This is a genomic window from Taibaiella soli, from assembly GCF_003236175.1.
In the GTDB taxonomy this organism is placed as follows: Bacteria; Bacteroidota; Bacteroidia; order Chitinophagales; family Chitinophagaceae; genus QKTW01.
In genome coordinates this window covers 1-20320 of the sequence record NZ_QKTW01000007.1, presented here as the reverse complement: position 1 = coordinate 20320, position 20320 = coordinate 1, and the positions used below count along the sequence as shown (strand labels likewise).

Annotated in this window: 14 protein-coding genes and 1 pseudogene; 4 read left to right on the top strand and 11 right to left on the bottom strand. The window is 43.4% G+C overall.

What is annotated here, in order from left to right; all coding sequences use genetic code 11:
- Nucleotides 1–233 precede the first annotated feature (233 nt).
- The 9 genes from DN068_RS04845 to DN068_RS04800 form a co-directional block, all read right to left on the bottom strand.
- Nucleotides 234–1022, bottom strand: coding sequence for a head GIN domain-containing protein (locus DN068_RS04845; protein ID WP_110997769.1), 789 nt, complete (start codon nt 1020–1022; stop codon nt 234–236).
- Entirely contained in the window at nt 1022–2227 is a 1206-nt protein-coding gene (locus DN068_RS04840; protein WP_110997768.1) for a hypothetical protein, read from the bottom strand. Before DN068_RS04840 ends, DN068_RS04845 begins: the two co-directional genes overlap by 1 nt.
- 54 nt (nt 2228–2281) lie before the next feature.
- Nucleotides 2282–4072, bottom strand: coding sequence for an STN domain-containing protein (locus DN068_RS04835; RefSeq protein WP_110997767.1), 1791 nt, complete (start codon nt 4070–4072; stop codon nt 2282–2284).
- 22 nt (nt 4073–4094) lie between these two features.
- Nucleotides 4095–5063: a FecR domain-containing protein gene (locus DN068_RS04830; RefSeq protein WP_110997766.1), complete on the bottom strand. Its 969-nt coding sequence runs from the start codon at nt 5061–5063 to the stop codon at nt 4095–4097.
- Nucleotides 5064–5073: 10 nt separating this feature from the next.
- Nucleotides 5074–5673: an RNA polymerase sigma-70 factor gene (locus tag DN068_RS04825; RefSeq protein WP_207798855.1), complete on the bottom strand. Its 600-nt coding sequence runs from the start codon at nt 5671–5673 to the stop codon at nt 5074–5076.
- A 279-nt stretch (nt 5674–5952) separates the two neighbouring features.
- Nucleotides 5953–7719: a DUF885 domain-containing protein gene (locus DN068_RS04820; protein WP_110997764.1), complete on the bottom strand. Its 1767-nt coding sequence runs from the start codon at nt 7717–7719 to the stop codon at nt 5953–5955.
- 1149 nt (nt 7720–8868) lie between these two features.
- On the bottom strand, nt 8869–9930 hold the full coding sequence (locus DN068_RS04815) for a transposase (protein WP_110997763.1): 1062 nt from the start codon (nt 9928–9930) through the stop codon (nt 8869–8871).
- Between the two features lie 477 nt (nt 9931–10407).
- Nucleotides 10408–11721, bottom strand: a complete 1314-nt coding sequence (locus DN068_RS04805) for a T9SS type B sorting domain-containing protein (protein ID WP_110997761.1) — start codon at nt 11719–11721, stop codon at nt 10408–10410.
- 127 nt (nt 11722–11848) lie between these two features.
- Nucleotides 11849–14668 (bottom strand): DUF7948 domain-containing protein, encoded by a 2820-nt coding sequence (locus DN068_RS04800; RefSeq protein WP_110997760.1) that lies wholly within the window; start codon nt 14666–14668, stop codon nt 11849–11851.
- Between the two features lie 233 nt (nt 14669–14901).
- On the opposite strand from DN068_RS04800, the gene DN068_RS04795 reads away from it, so the two are divergent.
- The 3 genes from DN068_RS04795 to DN068_RS04785 all read left to right on the top strand — a co-directional run bounded on the left by DN068_RS04795 (nt 14902) and on the right by DN068_RS04785 (nt 18328).
- A complete protein-coding gene (locus DN068_RS04795) occupies nt 14902–16947 on the top strand; it encodes a tetratricopeptide repeat-containing sensor histidine kinase (protein WP_110997759.1) in 2046 nt (681 codons plus the stop codon).
- 32 nt (nt 16948–16979) lie between these two features.
- On the top strand, nt 16980–17624 hold the full coding sequence (locus tag DN068_RS04790) for a response regulator (protein ID WP_110997758.1): 645 nt from the start codon (nt 16980–16982) through the stop codon (nt 17622–17624).
- Between the two features lie 113 nt (nt 17625–17737).
- Nucleotides 17738–18328, top strand: a complete 591-nt coding sequence (locus DN068_RS04785; RefSeq protein ID WP_110997757.1) for a hypothetical protein — start codon at nt 17738–17740, stop codon at nt 18326–18328.
- Between the two features lie 25 nt (nt 18329–18353).
- Here the strand turns inward: DN068_RS04785 and DN068_RS04780 are convergent, their stop codons facing one another.
- Nucleotides 18354–18917 carry a DUF1990 family protein gene (locus tag DN068_RS04780; protein WP_207798854.1) on the bottom strand — a complete coding sequence of 188 codons (564 nt, stop codon included), beginning with the start codon at nt 18915–18917 and terminating at the stop codon, nt 18354–18356.
- Between the two features lie 260 nt (nt 18918–19177).
- Nucleotides 19178–19882 carry a hypothetical protein gene (locus DN068_RS04775; RefSeq protein WP_123985231.1) on the bottom strand — a complete coding sequence of 235 codons (705 nt, stop codon included), beginning with the start codon at nt 19880–19882 and terminating at the stop codon, nt 19178–19180.
- 203 nt (nt 19883–20085) lie between these two features.
- Between DN068_RS04775 and DN068_RS04770 the strand changes: the two are divergent.
- A pseudogene (locus DN068_RS04770) lies at nt 20086–20274 on the top strand (hypothetical protein); the annotation flags it as partial.
- Nucleotides 20275–20320: the final 46 nt, after the last annotated feature.

Sequence of the window (20320 nt, the reverse complement as noted above, 5' to 3'; positions counted from 1 at the left end):
ATTGTTACGGGACAGTTGACAGCTACTGGCTGGCGCGAGACAGCCGACAAAGCACCGGCACAAAAACACAAGGCTCACGCCAGTAAAACAAAAAAAGCGCCTTTCGGCGCTTTCCTTTCATAACAAACCAACAAACCCTATCAAACAATTTTACAATAGACGATTACTAATAAACAATTGGGATAAATATTCGCGTTGAGCGTTCTCTTCCTTCGGAGGAGTTAAAGGAGGCCTTACATCTTTACCACTTTCCCTGAACCCGAAACATTACTGTTAATCTGCCCATTTCCTGTATAGTATATAGTCCCGCTGCCAGAGATACTTGCGTTGAGCACTTTCTGGATGTTCACTTTAGAAGCGCCCGAGCCACTCAGATTAACATCCGCATTTTGCGAAGCGATTCCTGCTAAATCCAATAGACCGCTACCATTAATATTAATCTGCTCGCTATAGGCAGAACCATCCAGAACCGTGATATTCCCGCTACCCGCTATTGTTCCCGAAACCTTATTTCCGGCTAAGGAACTCAGCGAAATATTTCCCGACCCTGCTATTTTCAATTCTACATCATCAGCTTCTATCGGTTGCAATGCACTCAGTAAACCAGAACCGCTAACCGCAAGACTCCGGACGGCAGGCATAGTAATATAAACTTTGATCCGGTCATGTGGACCGATCCGTACACTCGACTTAAAACCAATATTAAGTACGCCGTTGTCAACAGATGATTCAATAGCATCAAGAATATTTTGCTGCGCCAGTAATTCTACTTTATAAACACTATCCTGATACACGTACACATCACCTTCTATAGATGTATTGATACCAGTAAAATTATTAATCGTCCGGACTTCAGTCACTACAGGTCCTTGCCCTGAAATCTTTTCGCACGAAGACAAACCACAACTGCTGCATAAAACCAGCACTAACCAAACAAGATTCCGCATGGGCATTGATTTTCTGAAAGTAGAAATAAACGTGTCTTTATCGTATTTATTGTACATCATTTTATTATTACGCATTAACGATTGATTCTGCACTGTATGCCTACAATTCCGCCGATGTACAGTCCGTTGAAATGACCTGATTCCTGGTCGCTCCAGATATAATCGGTCTTAGGAACATCGTCTTTATGAAGGGTGGTATAAACATGATTGAAACTAACACCACCAAAGAGATCAAAACGATCTGCAAAATGCAGCGTAGGAAGTATACGGATAGAGGAACGCAGATAAGCGCCGTTTTTGAAATCTGTCAACGATGTCAGCACCGTTTCAGCATTAAGCTGAAAATGTTTAATAGTGAAAAGATGCGCACCTAAACCAGCTTCACCTGCATAAAGGTCTGATGTTTCCTGAAAGTTATAGCCGGCACCGAGTATGCCATATAAGTATTTACCGCCGGAACGAAATGCTACTAATGTTGTCGCACTTTCATCTACCGTAATACCGATCGACTGTGTGCCATTTTTGATAATATTCACCAGCGCAATCGGATAGTCGCTACTGTCCGCAACATTGATAAAACCAGCGACCTGCGCACCTTTCACTTTCCTCGCCTTATTGACGAAGCCCGCCACTTGCGCGCCGTTTACATCGGTAGCAACATTGCAAAAACCTGCAGCCTGCGCACCATTTATATTCTTACCAATGTTGACAAAGCCTGCAGCTTGCACACCATTTACATTTCTGCCCAGATTGAAAAAACCAGCAGCCTGTGTAGCGTTCACATCTCTTCCAACATTTCCGAAACCCGCTGCCTGCACCGCACAGATATCTCTTCCCATATTCAGAAAACCAGCGGTTTGCACCATTGCGTCGGTAGCATGATTAAAAAATCCGGAAACCTGTATGCCTGATTCCTGTTTCGTAATGTTTGAAAATCCCGCGACTTGCACACCATTTACACTACCGGCTGTATTTAGAAAACCCGCCAGCTGCATGCCTTGCACATGGCCTTTTACATGATTGGAAAATCCGGCCAATTCCATTCCCGACGCTTCTTGCAAAATAACATTAGTAATACCGGAGAGCGCAAAACCGGTTTCTTTCGCAGAAACGCCGGAAATCAAATGGAGGGATAAATGATTGGTATCATTAGGTGCATGAACACCATTTGTACTAAACGGGTAAATGATGCCGAAATTTGCGTTAAGGACTTTTACCTTTTGTGCGGTTGCTGTAATGCTTGCTGCAAGCAGCAAATAGAGGAATAATATTCTCTTCATAATCTCTGTCTTTCGTATGTATTGACAACAAACAGAGCGGATACCCCTACGCTTTTAGAAAAAACTGATGCCTATATTCCAGCCAAACCAGCCATTGACATGCTCGCTAAAAGAATGGGTCTGATAAAGCGCACTGGGCACTTCGTTCATATACCTCTCAGTGCCAACTACCGGACTATGGTAATAAACAGAATAAGCAGGACCGCCAAATACGGTGATCAGCTTTGAAATTTTATAATTAAAAACAGGCTGTATGCGGTTTAGCAGAGAGCGCTGCTCCCAGTCTCCGAGAAAAAGATATTGAGTAGTCAGTTCCGCGGCAATCGTCAGACGTTTGGTAATTTTCATCTCACTGCCGAACCCATACCCCATGAGATATCCTTTATTTGCGGCGTCCGGAGAAAGACCACCGGTAAGGATTGTATAAAAATGTGTGTTACCTGTTTTCAGTGCAAAATTGATCGGAAGCACCTCATTATTATACACACATAGCTTATGATAACCGTTCTTTACCAGATTCAAGAACCCGATACTGTACCCCTCAGAAGAATCTGCAACATTGATCAGCGCTACCTGAACACCTTTCACTTTTCGCGCTACGTTTACAAATACGCTGGCCTGCACACCTTCTACTTCTCTCCTGCAAACATTGATGTACGCACTCACCTGAGTACCTTCTACATTCTTATTCGTATAATTGCCTATTACCGATGCCTGCACACCTTTCACATTGCCCAGCGCCACATTAAACGCTCCTGCGACCTGCACTCCTTCCACATTACCTGACGTCTGATTATAAAGACCACTTACCTGCGTTCCTTTCAGATCGCCTTTGATAAAACCGCCGGCACCAGCCACTGATGCACCTTCCACCGAGTCTAGCACAAGATTGAGTATACCTGCCACCTGTCCGCCGCGCATATTTCCCCCAACGGCATTAAAAACACCAGCTACCTGTGCGTACTGCACATCCTTTTTGTCGATATTGAAAAGGCCCGCCAATTCGAACCCATTTACGCCTGCAGTATAACCGCCAATAAGATTGAAGGAAAATTTATTAACGACCTGTCCGCTCATCCTTCCGTGTGTACCGGCACCTGGAATAGCAGAGAACTGATAAGGCTTGTCTACAAAATATTTGCGGAGATTGACGCTTTGTACTTTTTGTCTGGAAGAAAGAAACAGTTTGCCAAACCAGGTTTCGTCTACATCATTTGGCTTTTGCTGATCGTTCGCAGAGACAGTTACCTCGGGCAGCGGCACGTTGCGGATCGGCATCATCGTAATCTGCAACTCCTGATCCATACCCGGTGTGATCGTAATCGATGTGTCTTTATACCACTCTTTACTGATGGACACAACCGCTTCCGGATATTTACTCTTCAGGCGCATCTTAAAATAGCCTTGCTCATTGGTCAATGATGAGGCCAGTTGTTGTTTCTCATAAACACTAGTGTTACCAATACGCGTGCCCGTAGCACCATCAACAATATAACCGCTGAGTGTGTAAACTTTTTCCTTGCCCTGTGGCTGCAAAATAATGTGATTGCCATCTTCGCGGTACTGGCAATTGCCTTGCAACAACTGATCCAGAACCTGTTTAACCGGCACTTGCTGTACGCTGATCGTAACGAGCTGATCTCCGTTTACCAGTTTGCTATTATAGGAAAAATAAAATCCGCCCTGTTTACTGATATCATTTAAAACAGACCGCAATGGCTGATTACTAGCATTCAGGCTGACCGGTTTATCCAATAAATTCTGTGCCCACGCCGGAAATGCGGCTATGAGTAAAATAAAAATGGTGAAGATTATTTCTTTGGCTCGGCGGGGGCGAAAGGTCATCCGGCAATATTACTATATATAGTTATTTCAAAACAATACCGCCTTGCGTTTTTTCAACGGTAACACCTAAAGTTTCGCCAACAACAGTCAAAATATGATCCAGCGACTCGTCGTGAAATGTAGTATTGATCTGTTTGTTTCTGATATTTTCATTTTCAATGCTGATAGGTACACCATAGGCTTCCTGCAGAATATCTGCCAATCGCCACAGCGGTGTGTCATTACAGACAAATTCTTTGGTACGATAATAATTATAGAGCTCATCAGTGTTTGATTCTTTCTCCGGCTTCTGGTTTTTCAGCACCACTGCTTTTTCATGCGGTTTAACATTGATGGTATTATCCTTTTTCGTCACCGCAACCACACCCGTTTCTACAATTACTTCTGTTTTATCAACAGCCGTTTTCACGTTGAATGAAGTGCCCACCACTCTGATGGAAACACCGTTGGCCTTAATAATAAATGGCTTCGCTTTATTCGGAGTAATGGTAAAAAATGCTTCGCCGTTCAATTCCACTTCACGGGTATTGCCCGTAAAATCTTCAGGATAAGAAAGCGATGCATTTTTATTGAGAACTACCACAGATCCATCTGAAAGGGTATCTGTTACTACTCTGTCTGTTGATTTTACCGCAATCATTTCATTATGATTGCCTCTCAAAAAATAAACCAGTGCACCGGACACAACAATCAATGTCAATACAGCAGCAACTTTTGACCAGCCAAATGCCGGACGCAATGGTATCGTCTTCGGTCGCTCCTCTTCTTCCGCCACCAGCGTTTTAAATCTTTCCCAGGCTGCATTTTCGTCTACTGTACTTTGTGCAGCCAGCGTGCGGCTCTCTTCCCAGATGATCCGGAAGTGCTCATAATATCTTTGATTTTCCGCATCAGCTTCTAACCAGTCCTGTACTTGTTGTTGTTCCTGCCTTGAAGCCTCGCCCAGCAAATACTTAACCAGCAAATCGTCTATTGTAAAATTTTCTTTCAAAGGTTCAGTTTTAGAGGGTCAGCAAAATCAACAATACAGGTAAAAAATCTACCAGCTTCACACGCAGCAATTTCAATGCTTTGCCCATCTGGTTTTCCACTGTCTTCGCAGAAAGCCCCAACCGCGTCGCTATTTCCATATACTTCAGTTCTTCAAAACGACTCATCTGAAAGATCGTGCGACATTGTTGCGGCAATTCATTGATAGCCTTATCCAGCCGTTGCTGCAGTTCTTTGAGATTCGCCCGGTACGCGGCACTGTCATTCTGTTCCATACGATTCTTCGCAAAGTTTTGGTAAGCCTGTTTCACTTTCTGATGCTTCAGAAAGTTCAGACATTCGTTGTAAACAGCTTTGTACAGATAAGCAGCAACCGAATCAAGCTTATGCAATTCATTTTTCTTCCAGAGCTTTAAAAACGTATTCTGTACTATGTCTTCCGCATCATTTTCATCTTTCACAATGGTACAGGCATACGCGTGCAAACCCTTGAAATGGGATTTAAAAACGGTTTCAAAATCTCTGGTGCTCACCGCAACTGGCGAGTAGATGGTTTCATTTGTCATGAGCCGGGCCGGATAGCTTATATCAAAAATAGCTGCTTCTTTCAACGCTTGGCATTTGATTAAAGACAACTCACCTTGTTTTTACCCCTATTTCGTTGGAAATTGTTTTTGGTAACACTACTAAGTACTTGCTTGTTAGGCGCTAACGCCTCTCTTTATAGTCGGACGACCTCGAGTCGTCTGACTGTAAAAAGGTCGACTACCTAAGTTTTAAAGAAAAAACGGTCAGACGACTTGGAGTCGTCCGACCGTTTGGAGTAGTCCCCCTTCGACTGCGCTCAGGGTGACAAAAAAATCAGACATCAGCGATCAGAAAATCAGCAATTACTTAAGGTCCCGCAGCATCATTTCACGAATGTATTTTACCGGAGCACTTCCATAACTCAGGAATTTTTCGTGGAATTTTTTCAGGTTGAAATTGCTGCCCATTTTTTGTTTCAGTTCTTCACGCAGGTCGTAGATTTCTGTATAACCAGTGAAGTAAGAACAAAGCTGCACCTGCGTTACAGAAACACGACGCCATTTGCCTTCAGCTTCTGCCTGTTGCTGAAATGCTTCATCTACGAGCAAGTGCATGGCAGCTTCTTTTGTCATTTCTTTAGTATGCACACTGTAGTCCAGAATCATATTACAAGTACTGCGGAGATTCCATTTATAGTACATCAACCACATTTCAGGCGATGCTTCATTTGATCCGGAATCTGCACCGTAGCCGTTTTCCAGCATCATGCGCTCCGTATAAACTGCCCAGCCTTCTATCATAGCACCGTTGCCTAAAATAGATTTGATGATACTCGGCGATTGGTTCGAATAAACCAGCTGCGTATAGTGCCCAGGAATGGCTTCATGAATATTGAGGATTTGCAGTGTGTAATAGTTGTACTCACGCAAATAGCTTTCTGCTTTTTCTTTCGGCCAGCCATTCATACCACCCACATTGTAGTAAGTGTTACCATTTTTATCGTACGGACCAGGCGCATTGATGGAAGCGCCTGCAACGCCCGCCATATATTCTGGCTCACGACGCACTACCAGTGGTTTTGACGGATCGATATAGATCAGGTCCTTTTTCTTGATGAAATCAATCAGCACCGGAATTTGTTTTTCGATCGTTGCCTGGAATGAGTCTGGCGTCGTATGCTTCAATGAAATTTTATCGATCACCTGACGAATCAGCTGCAGTGTATCGGCTGGTTTAGCGGCATTGCCCATATACTTAGGCCACAGGTCTGTGGCGATTTTAGCCATTTTTTCGTGCAACTCTTTTTTGTGTGCAAGGGCTTTATCATACACCTGATCTACGGTGTAACCTGATTGAATATCGAACTCAAATTTCTTCGCGTACAGTTCTTTGCCCAGGCGGAAACTGCGTGGCGTCGGATTGTTGAGTTTTTTCAACCACTCGGCATAGGCTTTTATTGCAACTACTGATTCCTTGGCACGCGCCAGTATTTTTTCTTTTTCACCAGCATCGAGATGCGATTTTGCAACAGCATCTACCAGATCCTTTTCAAATACGGAAACGCCGCCGAGATTTTGCTCGGCACCTAATGCTGTATGCTCTACGGTTGGATTTTTGATGTTCGCTTTAGCAGCTTCATAATAAGCCGGAATGTTTGCCATGCGCAGATAAATATTACGCAGACGGTTTTCCAGCGAGTCATAATTGCCATTTAGCATTTCTGCAAAACGCTCGCTGACATTATAATTAGACGGATTCCACTCGAAGGATTTTTCTTCTTCAATGCCCCAAATAGCTGACTTCAACTGGTTTTCGATCATGTGATAATCGGTCTGGTTGTTGTCTGACAATCTTTTCAGATCATATTTCCGCAATGAATCAATATTAGTAATTGCGAATGCCATCTCTTTCTCTCTTGATGCCGCATCGGGAATCACCAATACACTGTCGTATTTATGATAGCCTTGTGAGCTGGCCCATCCCGGATAAGTCTTCCAGAGCCCTTCGACAAAATGCTCTTTGTAAGCATCGAACTGTGTATCCTGTTGTTCCACTTTTCCTGTATTTTGAGGATTACCGCAGGAAGCAAGCAAAGCGCCGGCCGCCACGATGGTTATAAGCTGTTTCATTCTTGAAAATTAAAAAGTAAAAATTCAAAATTCAAAACAAAAAGCGGAAAGCCAAAAGCGCAAAGCCAAAAGCGCAAAGCTTAATACTTGCTCGCGTTCGTCATCCTAACAACGGAGGGATCCCCCAAAACATAAGCGCATACTACTTACTTCTACAACTGCAAATCATGCGGTCCACATAACGCGGGACCCTTCCTTCGTCAGGGTGACAAACGCGAGTATATAATCCCAATGTCATCTCGACAACGGAGGGATTACAAACGCGAGTGAAATTATATAACAAAATGGTCATGTCGACGAAGGAGACATCCCGCAAAATAAGAGCACCGCATAACACGAGATCCTTCCTTCGTACCAATGACACATTTAAAATTGAGTTCAATTTCAAGGCTTTTAGTTTGGCAGCACAGTAGCAATGAAACTCAATCGAGCGACCGTCTAAGCCACGGAGTGATCTGGCTTAGACTGCCCTTTTTTGCCTACTTTTTTACTCGCGTTCATATCATCTCGGGTCGCTCATGAGGGCTTCGCCGTTTGGCATAAAAAAGTAGGAGAATGATGGCTCGAAGCCAGATTTGAAGGACTATTGCTAATCAAAGTGTCATCCCTTTTGATTGCGGGCACCATATAATTAGTCAGGGTGATAAACGCGAGTATATAACCCCACTGTCATCCTGCGGAGTCAAAGTATAAATGAAAACGGAAAACTTTTATCTTCGTTTTTACTATAAATAGTATCGAAAAACAAACGCGATCAACAATCTTCAACACCAATGGAAAGACCCTACTATTCACGAAGTATTGTCTCAGATGATGGTGATCGCCTGCAAATTCAAAGTCCTGTATTATGCAAGATTCCTCATTCTTCGATTGTTTTTCCTGCTTAAAGCTGCAATTTGCACCTTTGAGCTAGCTTTTTTCACCTTAGAGCAGCAATGTTTCAGCTTCAGGCTACCTTTTTCAAGCCCTGAGCAGCAATGTTCCTCCTCCGAGCTCCATTTTTTCACCTTAAGGCAGCAATGTTTCAGCTCTGAGCTCCATTGTTTCAGCTTTGAGCTGCAATATTCCACCTCAGAGCTAGCTTTTCCTTGCTTAAAGCTGCAATTAGTTGCAAAATAACTCGCTCAACTATCCGTTGAATCAACGAAATCAACGTACCACCCACTGTTCTATCAACTCATCGATGTTATCGAGATTTTCCACGCCCGACTCCGGTAGTTGCGACTTGACCATCGCATCCCATTTCTCGAATTCCGCCTGATTTTCAGATTTATTGGCGGAAAGCGTATGCAATACTACTTTTTGTTCCCATGCCCAACGGGTAATCTCGCGATCGTTGAATGGCGGCTGGCCCGGAATGCGCAATTTCTGCGGACGTCCGTTTTCGGAAGCAGCTAATGTGAGGAATCCTTCAATATCCGTTGCTGCTGCTTTGCCCGAGCCTGCCGAAGCATTGAGCATTTCAGTGGTGTCAGTATCTATGATATAAGCAATCCAGAAAGGAGTGCCCGATTGTGTAGTAGCATTAAGAATACCCAGCGTCCAGATGCTGCCCGGACGATAAAGACGGGTTGCCGCCGGAATAACAGACCCATCTTCGCTGGTACGTACTTTTCTTACTCTTTTGCGAAGCTGAAAAACACGACGTTCCTTATAAACTCTGCGGATTTGTTTACGCGTCCAGGAAGGCTTGCGCGCAATGAGCAATTCATAACATTCGGTGAAACCACGGGTACGGTCTTCAAGAATTAAACCGACCAAAGCCTCGTACACCGCCATATCATCAACTTCCGGTTTACGCGGTTTATATCCGTATACCTCTTCATCGATGCCTACTATGTCACAGGCTTGTGCCACGGTTAGTGTAAAACGTTTGACGAGGACTGCCACAATTTTCCGGGCTATCGTCTTGTCTCCATCTACAACGCCGAGCGCACTTTGCAACATCCGGTACCGGCTGCTTCCTTCAATTTCTGCAGGAACGGCCTGCAATGTTTCTACCAGTTCATTGGCATGCTTCACTTCAGGAAAAGGCAGTTCAATTCCTGCGCCTTTACCGACGACATCTTCAGGAAATTCGTTGATCCAGTTATAAAGTGTTGCTCGTGAAATACCGGCCTCCCGGCATATCTGTTTGACGGTTTTAGCTCTGCTGTATTTGTATTGTACCCAAATGCGTCGCTGCTCCTCGTCGTATAGATAGGTTTTCATTGGGGTGAATTTAGACAAATTTGTCTAATTATAACTACTCTTAAGAAAACTCCCCAATTTTTGTTAGTAAATGGAAGAGAGAACGTTAGCCTCCGCTCATTCCTCCAAAGGAGGAGGGCGAAGCTGCGAAATGATTGTCTCCTTCGACTCCGCTCAGGATGACAACGAAAAACGGTTGACCATTCACCATTGACCATTGACAATCTTCTCCTTCGACTCTACCGAGGATGACAACGAAACACGATTGACCATTCACCATTGACGGTCTTCTCTTTCGACTACGCTCAGGATGGCCGCGGGGTGTTTTTTCCATGTCCTCGACCTAAGGAGACGTCCCGCAAAATGTAGATACGCATTTCGCGGGATCCCTCTTTCATCGGGATGACAACGAAACACGATTGACCATTCACGATTGACCATTGACCATCTTCTCCTTCAACTACGCTCAGGATGACAAAGTTTTCAGAAAATCAACGATCAGCGGATCAAACTCACATCGCCTTTTTGCTCGATTGCATGTGCGTAGTTTGTAGCGAGCTTCAGTATGTAGTAGTACGTATCTACTGGCGCGGGCTTGCCGTTGAAATTGCCATCCCAGCCAAATTCCGCTTCGCCACCTTGTTGTTTCCACATGCATTGTCCCCAGCGATTGTAAACAGCGAAATATTCAATCAGAACAGGTTCGCCCCATTTTTTAAAATGAAACAGATCGTTCATTCCATCTCCGTTCGGACTAAAAGCTGAAGGAACAAAAACAACGGGATTGACCGGAACAAACAGATTCGCCGTGTCGATGCAGCCAAATTCAGACTGAGCGATTACTGTGAAAATATGACTGGTATCGGGAAAAATTGTTTGCTGTTTGGCGTGTTGACTCGGAAAAAAATTGACAGGACTCCAGCCACTCACATTAAATGGTACCGATGCATTTGCCTGGAGCGTAACAGAAGTACCACGATCAAAGCCAGGATCACTGGCGGTGAGTTTCAATTTAAAATCCTGGACAGTTATAGATTTTGATATCGAGCCAGAACAATATTCGTTCTGTGCCTGCAAAACGATTGTATAATTACCGGCAGCCTCATAAGTATGTGTTACGTTTGTGCCTGTAGCGGTAGCGCCCATTTCAAATTGCCAGGTATAGCTTGCACCTGATTCCGGGTTGACCGCCAATAGTTGTAGCGGACGTCGTGCACAAACGGTGTCTGTAGCCGTAACCATTTGCAGATTCGGCTGTCTGTTGACAATGGTAACTGTATCAAATCCCATACACCCGCTGCTCACATCCTGCGCCGAAACTATATAAGTGGTAGTGGTGGTTATAGAACCTTTGGTTGTTTGTGCCGTTGGCGAGAAAAGTCCGGCGGAAGGCGTCCAATCGTAATTATAAGCACCCGCGTACAGTGTTTTTACCGATAGACTAAATGTGTCTTTGTTGCAGGTAATCTGATCAGGACCTACATCAGGAACAACCGGTTTATAGACCAGCATATTCTGACTTACCGAACCAGAGGCTGTAGTATATATAAGAGAACACTGTGTTGGAAAAACCGTAATACCGGTTGTGGCAGTTGCCGGATTAAAATACCAATTGCCATTCTGCTGAAAAACACCGCAGCCCGAAAAAGTACCACCTGAAGGTGTACCAACAATCAGATAACTGCTGTCTACATCGCACCATTTTGTTTTAAGCGGTGCACCGTTTGCATCTTGAATAGTCTGGGCCCGGGTGGCCCAGGAGATTGTCAGCAGGCTGCTGCACAGAATTAAGTAACAACAAGAACGTAACATAATCTAAAATTTTAAGTGATGGGATTTACAGTAATTGAAATATCCTGTCCGTACTGCCAGACAGGATATTTTCAATAAGGTTCATAGCGGTATTTTTCATTCTGAGTATGCAATCATGATGCGGTGGTTATTTCAATTTGGTGAGCTTTTCTGTCTTCACCGAAACATTGTTCTGGTCTGTGATGTGCAGCAGGTACAAGCCTGAAGCCAATGGAGAGATATTGATTTCAGTAGCTTTTTCCTGATGCAGTATTTCCTTACCGTCGATACCAGTGATGGTTACGTTTACAGGTTGCGGTGCCAGAATGTGCACCACATCGCTGGCCGGGTTTGGATATACGATCACTGCTTTCGCCAATTGACTTACTTCGTTTACTGAAACATTATTTACCGTATAAGCTGCCGAAGAATCCATACAGCCACCGGTGTTCGTTACTTTAACGGTATAATCTCCATTTTGTGTTACGGTATAAGTACTGCCCGTCGCACCTGGAATGAGGATACCATTCAGATACCATTGGTAGGTATTATGCGTATTGACAGTACCGAGCTGAAAACCATTTACCGTAATGATTGCAGGCTCTGCAGGACGCACATAAACATTAAGCACATGCGCAGCGCTGGTATCATTACATTTCACCACTTTCACACTGATGACACCATTATTTGTACCTGCTGTCGCAGTAATAGTGCGCGTATTACCTGTTGCTGTCCATCCTGAAGGGAGTGACCAGATATACGCAGTAGCGTCTGTAACGGAATCAACACTATAAACGTTTGTTGAATTAGCACAAATTGAATCCAGGCCATGTACGGTATCTGCAAGCGGAATATCTGCAGTACAGAATTTAGCGAGGAAGACGGATAAGAGGAAGTGGTAAGTAGTATCATGTGCATTTGGCGTAGCAATGCCTGTTCCACTCGTAGTTGCACCTGTCACATAAATATTGCCGCCCGTAGTGGTCGTTACAGCGTACCCTTCATCTGCGCCGGTATTACCGTAATAAGTTGCCCATTGACGATTACCAGCTGTATCAAATCGTGCGAGAAATACATCATCATAACCACCAAAAGTAGTAGAATATGCGTTTGGTGTCGCGATGCCAGAGCTGCTAAATGTCAAGCCTGTCCATACAACATTATTGGATTCATCAAACGCAACGCACTGACCGTTTTCATCACCAGTACTGCCGAAGTAAGTACCCCATTTACGATTGCCAAGACTGTCGAATTTAGCGAGGAATGCATCCCATCCGCCAGCAAGGGTTGTCTGAAAAGCATTTGCAGAAGCGATGCCCGCGGTGCTTTGGGTGCGCGCATTGATATACACATTACCTAAGCGATCGCAAGCTACACCCGCCTGACCTCCGCCGAGATCGTCAGTAGTACCACCATAATAAGTAGACCATCTCAACGCGCCCGACGGACTGAATTTAGTCAGGAAGATATCGTATCCGCCACCTAATGTTGTTTGGAAAGCACCCGGCGTAGCAATATTTACGATACTTTTTGTTTGCCCTGTTATATAAACGTTTCCTTGCGGATCGCAGGCAATACCTTGTGTCGCATCTTCGAGCGTATCACCATAATAAGTTGCCCATTGACGCATACCTGCTGTATCAAATTTTACAAGGAATGCATCGCTGAGCCCACCCGCATAGGTATTTTTATAACCGTTGCTAGCGATCTGTGTACTACTTGTAGTAACGCCTGTCAGATATACGTGACCCTGTTTATCTAACGCGCAATAGCCGCCATTTTCTACATCAGGACCACCATAATAAGTAACCCATACGCGGTTGCCCGAGCTATCAAATTTACCCAGCATCAGATCAAAATACAGTGTGTTAAGTGTATCCTGAAAACTGCCCGGTGTAGCGATCGCAGAATCACTGTTGGTAATGCCCGAAAAATAAACCTGGCCAGCGTCGTCAGAAACTATATTACTGATATTATCATCACCCTGATCTCCGTAGAAGGTTCCCCAAGTGAGGTTTCCGGCCGGGTTAAACTTAGCGATAAAGCCATCAAAATCTCCAGAAGGAGTAGTTTGATAAGCGCCCGTTGTAGCAATGTTACCGCTCATAAAACTGGAACCGCCCACGTAAACATTACCTGCTTTATCGGACGTCATGCTCACACAAAAATCATAACCAAGACCACCGAGATATGTAGCCCAGACGATACCCGGATCGATTGTAAGCGTACCGCTGTGTGGTGCTACATTAAAACTGATGGTATTTTTTTGCAGGTTGAAAGAAGAAGCAACACGAGTTGCAGGTCCTTCGTTTTGACTTACGAATGAAGTCGGTGTTTCCTCGGTGATAGCGCCCGCCGGTGTTTGTGCGGTAAGACTTCCGTTTGCATTCAGCGCAAGATTTGTAGCGCCGCCATATTGCAATTTGATATCAGCGACATTTCCCCCAGGACGAACTACGAAATCATATTTCACTGGCGAACTGCCGGATTCATTTATATAAAGTACCCAGTCAATGTTGGGATAAATATTCTGGTAAGTGATTTTTTTATATGAAGAAGCATGCATGCCTTCTTTGGATGCATAACTCTTATAATAAGTTTCGGTATAGTCCAGTTTGTCTTCGGCAATAATTTTCGCATTCGTATTGGCACCAACGAGTGTTACATCCATACGATAGCTTTCTATCTTATGGTCGACGTGCTGCATTCTTTGCGACAGCGGAACCGATTTATCGTTGCTGATCGGATTGATCTTATTCCACTGATAATGGAGCTGACCATTTCCGACAAAAAGATTAACCCCGTGGCTTTGCATTTTAAACTGCACATCCGTACGCGGCTTTCGGTACTGATCGGTAACCTGACCTTTATTTTCAATAAATCCCTTTTGATCAGGCCATCCTGCAGTTTTTGCAGAAGTTGTTTGGGCGATTGAAAAACCCAGCGCAAGTAGACAAATGAATTTCATTTTAATAGTTTAATTCTGTGAATAAAACTTTTTCAGATACTGCAAACACCTTGCGGAGCTTGTATTCTCTGCGAAAACAAAAGGGTTTTTAATATTGTCTTCACATTCCTCTAAAATACAGTTAACACGGGCATAACGTTGGAAGGGAAAACCCGTAATTATGGAAAAATCAGTATTTTCCCGTAGTCTTGTATAATGGCCCGTTTCGCGTTATTTTCTTTAGATTTTCTGTTATGAGCACCTGGATAAAAATGAGTTGTGTGGTTTGCTGGCTGCTGCTAACAGTACATCTTGTAAAAGCACAGGAGCGACCTGCCACCATCCGCTATAATCTACCCGATACGCCCAGCAGCCTCAAAAATCTTACACAGGCTGACACCACGAAAATCAGCAACCAGATCAATTATGCGCTTACGGTAGTCCTGCACGATATGGACAGTGCCGTTTGGCTGATGGAAGATGCATTATACAAAAGTGAATACCTGCATTTTGATGTAGGCATTGCAGCTGCATTTTGCGATCTCGGCTATTTCAACAATCGAAAAGGAAACTACGCGGCGAGCATTAAATTTTATCAGAGCGGGCTGCCTTATGCCGAAAGAGCGTTTCGCGGCAGTACATCACTCGCGATGTACTATACCAGCATGTGTACACCTTACTACTATGCTTCCGACTTCGATTCCATTTCGCACTATGTTTATAAAGCAGAAACATTAGTCAATGGCAGGCAGATAAAAAAAACCTCCGAAGCAATTGATGTATCCAGTGTATACACCAACATTGGTATGCTTTGGAACAGCCTGGGAAATTACAATAAAGCATTGTCCTACCTGCAAAAAGCAGAAAGCACGCTGAAAGCATTCGAACAGAAACCGAAGAAAAAAGAATTTGAAGAGCTGTATAAATCTACATTGGCTATCATCTATTCCGATATCGGGATGGTGTACATGGGCAAGAAAAATACAGATAGCGCGTTCCATTTTTTCAGCCATTCACTCGAGTACAACTCAATGATGCCCGCCGCAATAACAGGCACAGCGGCTATTTACGCGCAGCGGAAAGAAAATGACAAAGCATTGGAATGGTACAATCATGCACTGAAAGTAACAGAAGAAACCAAAGACTATTCCGACAACATGCATGCCAAAGTAGGACTCGGTCAGTTGTATTATGAAATGAAAGATTATCGCAAAGCAGAAGCGATGCTGCTTTCTGTACTTAATGATATGAAGCTGCGCGCCGGAATCGACGTACCAAAGCTTTACGAAACCTATCATACGCTCTCTCAGGTTTACGCAGCCAATAGCGATTACAGAAGAGCATTCCGTTATAGCGAAACCAGCCTGACGATGCTTGACTCCGCTTTTCGCCAGGAAAAACTGCAATCAGTTTATGAACTGGAGCTTAAAGCAAAAACTGCGGAGAAAGACAAAGCGCTAGCACGAAAACAGCTGCAGCTCTCACAAACGGAAGCGAAGGTGCGCGAGAAAAATATGTGGATGGGCATTATAGGCAGTGGATCTGTTTTATTACTGCTCACTTTTGTATCGCTGTACTCCAACAATAAAAACAAACAACGACTGCAGGCCAAACAAATTCAAGCATTACAACAAGAGCAGGAGATCAACAATCTGAAATCGGCCATACAGGGTGAAGAAAAAGAAAGAGCAAGAATGGCGCGTGAATTGCACGACGGCATTATGGTGCGACTTTCTACGGTGAAGATGAATATTAAAACACTGCCGGAGCAGTTTAAACATTTGAATTCTACAGACTACGTCAATACCAATTACTATCAGCAGATCATTGAGCAAATGGAAGAGGCCACAAAAGAGCTTCGTGCTACCGCGCACAATCTGATGCCCGATATGCTGCTCCAGGGCGGACTTCCGGATGCCGTATACTATTTCTGCAATTCACTGCAAAAAAATACGAACCTGATTTTTTCTTATCAACAGTACGATGAAATCAATCGAATGCTGCCCGAATTTGAACTATCTGTATACCGTATTATTCAGGAATTTTTGCAGAATGTGATCAAACATGCGAAAGCCACAAAGGTGCTGGTACAGCTTTCAAGACCGCAGGAAGACACGCTTGCTATTACGATTGAAGACGATGGTATCGGCTTTGATATTCAAGCTGCAGGAAAGAATGGAATGGGACTAAAAAGCATTCGCAACCGCATTCAGGCAATGAACGGGATTATCGATATCAGCAGCGAACCAGGAGCCGGAACTATGGTGCATCTTGAGTTTGATATTCCCAAAAACGTTTAACGATTAATAACTATTTTACTACCCAGAAACGCATGCCAATTAAAGTAGCCATAACAGACGATCATCTTATTGCCATCAATGGTATTCGCACGATGCTGGCCGATTTTCCAGAAATCGAGGTAACAGCCACTTATACCACAGGCGCTGCATTGCTCGAAGGCTTGCAAAAAGAACAGCCTGATGTTTTACTGTTAGACATTTTACTCCCTGATCAATCCGGCCATGAACTGGCGCCGATTATTACGCGCTTATATCCGGATGTACGTATTGTAGTCATCACGAGTCTGGATGCACCGGCTATTGTAAAAAGTATGCTGCATTACGGCTGTAAAGGTTATCTGCTAAAAGGTGCAGATCAGGCAACTTTATTTAAAGCTGTAGAAGCGGCGTACAACAACGAGCAATTTATTGAACCAAGTCTGAAGGATATGCTCCTGCAAAATGCACTCGGCAATCAGAAACGTGCTTCAAGTGTGCCACTTGAATTAACACGCCGCGAAAAGGAAGTGCTGCAGCTGATTGTAGCAGGTGATACAACGCAGGAGATTGCAGATAAATTATTCATCAGTCCGCGTACTGCAGAAACACATCGTTTGACGTTACTCAAAAAATTAGATGTGAAAAATACTGCCGGTTTGGTGAGAATGGCGATTACATTGGGTTTGGTGGATGGATAGATCACTGTATCATCCAGAGCGGAGCCAAAGAATTGATCGCGCGTAAACGCGCACTCATTATTCAACCTACAAAAACCACGAACTAACGTTTAATTTTTTAACTAGAGCGCCCTATGAAAAAAATAGCCCTTCTTATAATAGCAGCTTGTTGCATTTTCACCGCTTATTGCGGCATTCCTAAAGCCTATCGGAAATACTTTGTAAACTGCTGTAATGCAGGTAAAACGACGATAAGAGAAAGGCTGGATATTGATGGTTATTTTACTTGCCAGATCATAAGTGGCGGGCTTCCTTTGAATGTCAATATAATATTCTACGATAACGGTGTTTGTGTTGAAAGTTGGGGCGGAGCAACCAGACCAACTCCGAGTGAAGAGTTAAACGATGTCATAAAAAAGGGCTCAAAATCATATTTCTATCACGATTGTAACTGGGGATTTTATGAATTAAAAGGTGATACGCTTCTATCAAGAACTATTCAAAGATCTTCTATAATGCGTCCCGACGCGATCTTTTCGGAAACTTATTATAAAATAAAAAGCCGCACTTCAATTGTACGTCTTAACATGCGCGAAGGAAAAGAAGAAGAGACAAGAAACTTTCTGCCTCACCCACTGCCCAATTCAGATTATTCCTGGATTAAAAAAAGAAAATGCAAACCGTGCGATAATTTGAAGTTACCTGCACAAACAGAATACGAATAAGCGGAGCGAAGCCGATAAATACTAATCACACAATTTGCCTCCACACATTTTCTAGCGCAGCCTTCGTGCAAAATGCCTGATATGGCACCGAAAACACAGGCGCTAAAACTTTAGACAGCAAATTCCCTGGGCCTGAAAATGTGTGAATTTTAAACAGAAGACCAGCTTCGTTTTCTTCTACGGTAAAAGTTGAAATACCTTTCTCGACGTGGCCTGCAAGTGTTTCATAACTGAAGCCTTTTCGTGTTGGTTCATCAATTATCTCATTGACGCGAACGCCGAAAATAACTTTCTGTGAGAACGTTTTTATTGGCGGAAGAAATACTTGCTGCACAATGGTGTCGCCAACCTTCATCGTTCGGCTTTCCGCATGCCACTGTGTATAAAACGACATAATGTTCGGAGGGAAAATCCGATAATCGAACAGGAAACGGAGATCTAATTCTGATAGTCGCTTATTAATTTTCAAGGCAATTGTGCTGACAGTTTCTTTTAGCTGCGTGCGATTGTAATGCATGACAGATGCTGACTTCAGCAAGTCGATGTGCTTTGCAAAATGTTTCTGTTGGTCGACAAGGTAAATCTTCAACGGATATGGTTTAATGTCGTAAATGAAAATAAGCAGTCTGTTTCCTGTATTCACCGCAGATTGCTTCGTGCCCCACAATGACGCGAAAAACGAAAACCTGCGTCGTTGTGGCGCCGCGAGAAAAATCCTTCCTTACTTTCCAATACAAAAAGTAAGAATCCGCTACTGCACAGCATTTAATTAAAATGAGGTACAAATAAGGTACGATTTACTTGCCTGAGAGGTTGTTCTTTTTGATGAAGTTTTAGAATAAGGCCCACCTACAGCTCTCCCAATTTTTTTCTCTTTTCTTCATCCTGCCTCTTTTTTTGCTTTTCCCGTTCTGCTCTATCGCAGTCCATGATTACAGACGTTATGCCGCTAACGCCAACATTAACGTAGCTTAAGTATTGTTTTTCACAATTATGATCCCAATAATAGCCTATGGACGCGATACATTTAATGCCTTCGTTTTTCCATGTATAATAATAAGATTTCGCTGTAAGTGACATATCAGCTTTTGTTGCAGGCAGGGTACAATTGTTTTCAGAACTAAGTTCTTGTGCTGGAACTTCACCATATTTCAACATCAAAGCGTTTTTAAGCTCTGCACTATAGTCCGTGCTAATGTCAACAAGTACGTCGTGATAAAATGTTAGGTAAATATTCTCAATCGTGATACCTGCGATTTCCATAAACGGAATAAAGAAGGTTCGGACACCATTACATCGGTGGGTATGAGGAGAGTTGTAGAGCTTTGTAGAGTCAGGCATCAATTCGGCAATTGCCTTTTCCTTGAGACCGCGAACTGTTGATTGTGGGTCTGCTGTCTTTACCGTTATTTTCTTGTATCCGTCATTAACCAAAGTGTCAACGTAAGCAGTTGTCGTCCGGTTTATTTTAAAAGGGCCTATTCCTTCGATTTTATCTTGAGCAAAAATAAGGTTGCTTATAAGTAAGGCGGCTATCAACAATACGGGTTTCATCGTTAAATGCATTTTATTCAATTTAAAATATTGAATGTTCGAAAATAACAAAACCTCGGTAAATCACTAACGTGTGTCAATCCAGTTTCTTAAAAACCTTAATCGGACAAAAAAAGGGAGCGGACTCTATCGTCCACTCCCTTTCAGTATGATTAAAACTGCCTCGTCCTAAAAAAGGTTGACACAAAAACAGTGTAGCCATAATGAACAAAGGACAATTCAGAGTACCTAAGCGGACTCAGAAAGATTACAGTTTAGCCTTCAAACTGCAGTTAGTTGATGAGATAGAAAAAGGGGCTCTTAGTCAAAGCGAAGCCCAACTGAAGTATGGCATCCAGGGCAATAGCACAATTTTGATATGGTTGAGAAAGCATGGTATCTTAGACTGGAACTGCTAGCAGTCGATGGCAAAACAATCAACACCATACCAAAAGTGCC

Coding starts and splice junctions, on each gene's coding strand:
- DN068_RS04840 (WP_110997768.1), bottom strand. CDS start 2,227: ATGAAGAGAATATTATTCCTCTATTTGCTGCTTGCAGCAAGCATTACA.
- DN068_RS04835 (WP_110997767.1), bottom strand. CDS start 4,072: ATGACCTTTCGCCCCCGCCGAGCCAAAGAAATAATCTTCACCATTTTT.
- DN068_RS04790 (WP_110997758.1), top strand. CDS start 16,980: ATGCCAATTAAAGTAGCCATAACAGACGATCATCTTATTGCCATCAAT.
- DN068_RS04815 (WP_110997763.1), bottom strand. CDS start 9,930: ATGAAAACCTATCTATACGACGAGGAGCAGCGACGCATTTGGGTACAA.
- DN068_RS04820 (WP_110997764.1), bottom strand. CDS start 7,719: ATGAAACAGCTTATAACCATCGTGGCGGCCGGCGCTTTGCTTGCTTCC.
- DN068_RS04775 (WP_123985231.1), bottom strand. CDS start 19,882: ATGAAACCCGTATTGTTGATAGCCGCCTTACTTATAAGCAACCTTATT.
- DN068_RS04785 (WP_110997757.1), top strand. CDS start 17,738: ATGAAAAAAATAGCCCTTCTTATAATAGCAGCTTGTTGCATTTTCACC.
- DN068_RS04845 (WP_110997769.1), bottom strand. CDS start 1,022: ATGCGTAATAATAAAATGATGTACAATAAATACGATAAAGACACGTTT.
- DN068_RS04805 (WP_110997761.1), bottom strand. CDS start 11,721: ATGTTACGTTCTTGTTGTTACTTAATTCTGTGCAGCAGCCTGCTGACA.
- DN068_RS04795 (WP_110997759.1), top strand. CDS start 14,902: ATGAGCACCTGGATAAAAATGAGTTGTGTGGTTTGCTGGCTGCTGCTA.
- DN068_RS04800 (WP_110997760.1), bottom strand. CDS start 14,668: ATGAAATTCATTTGTCTACTTGCGCTGGGTTTTTCAATCGCCCAAACA.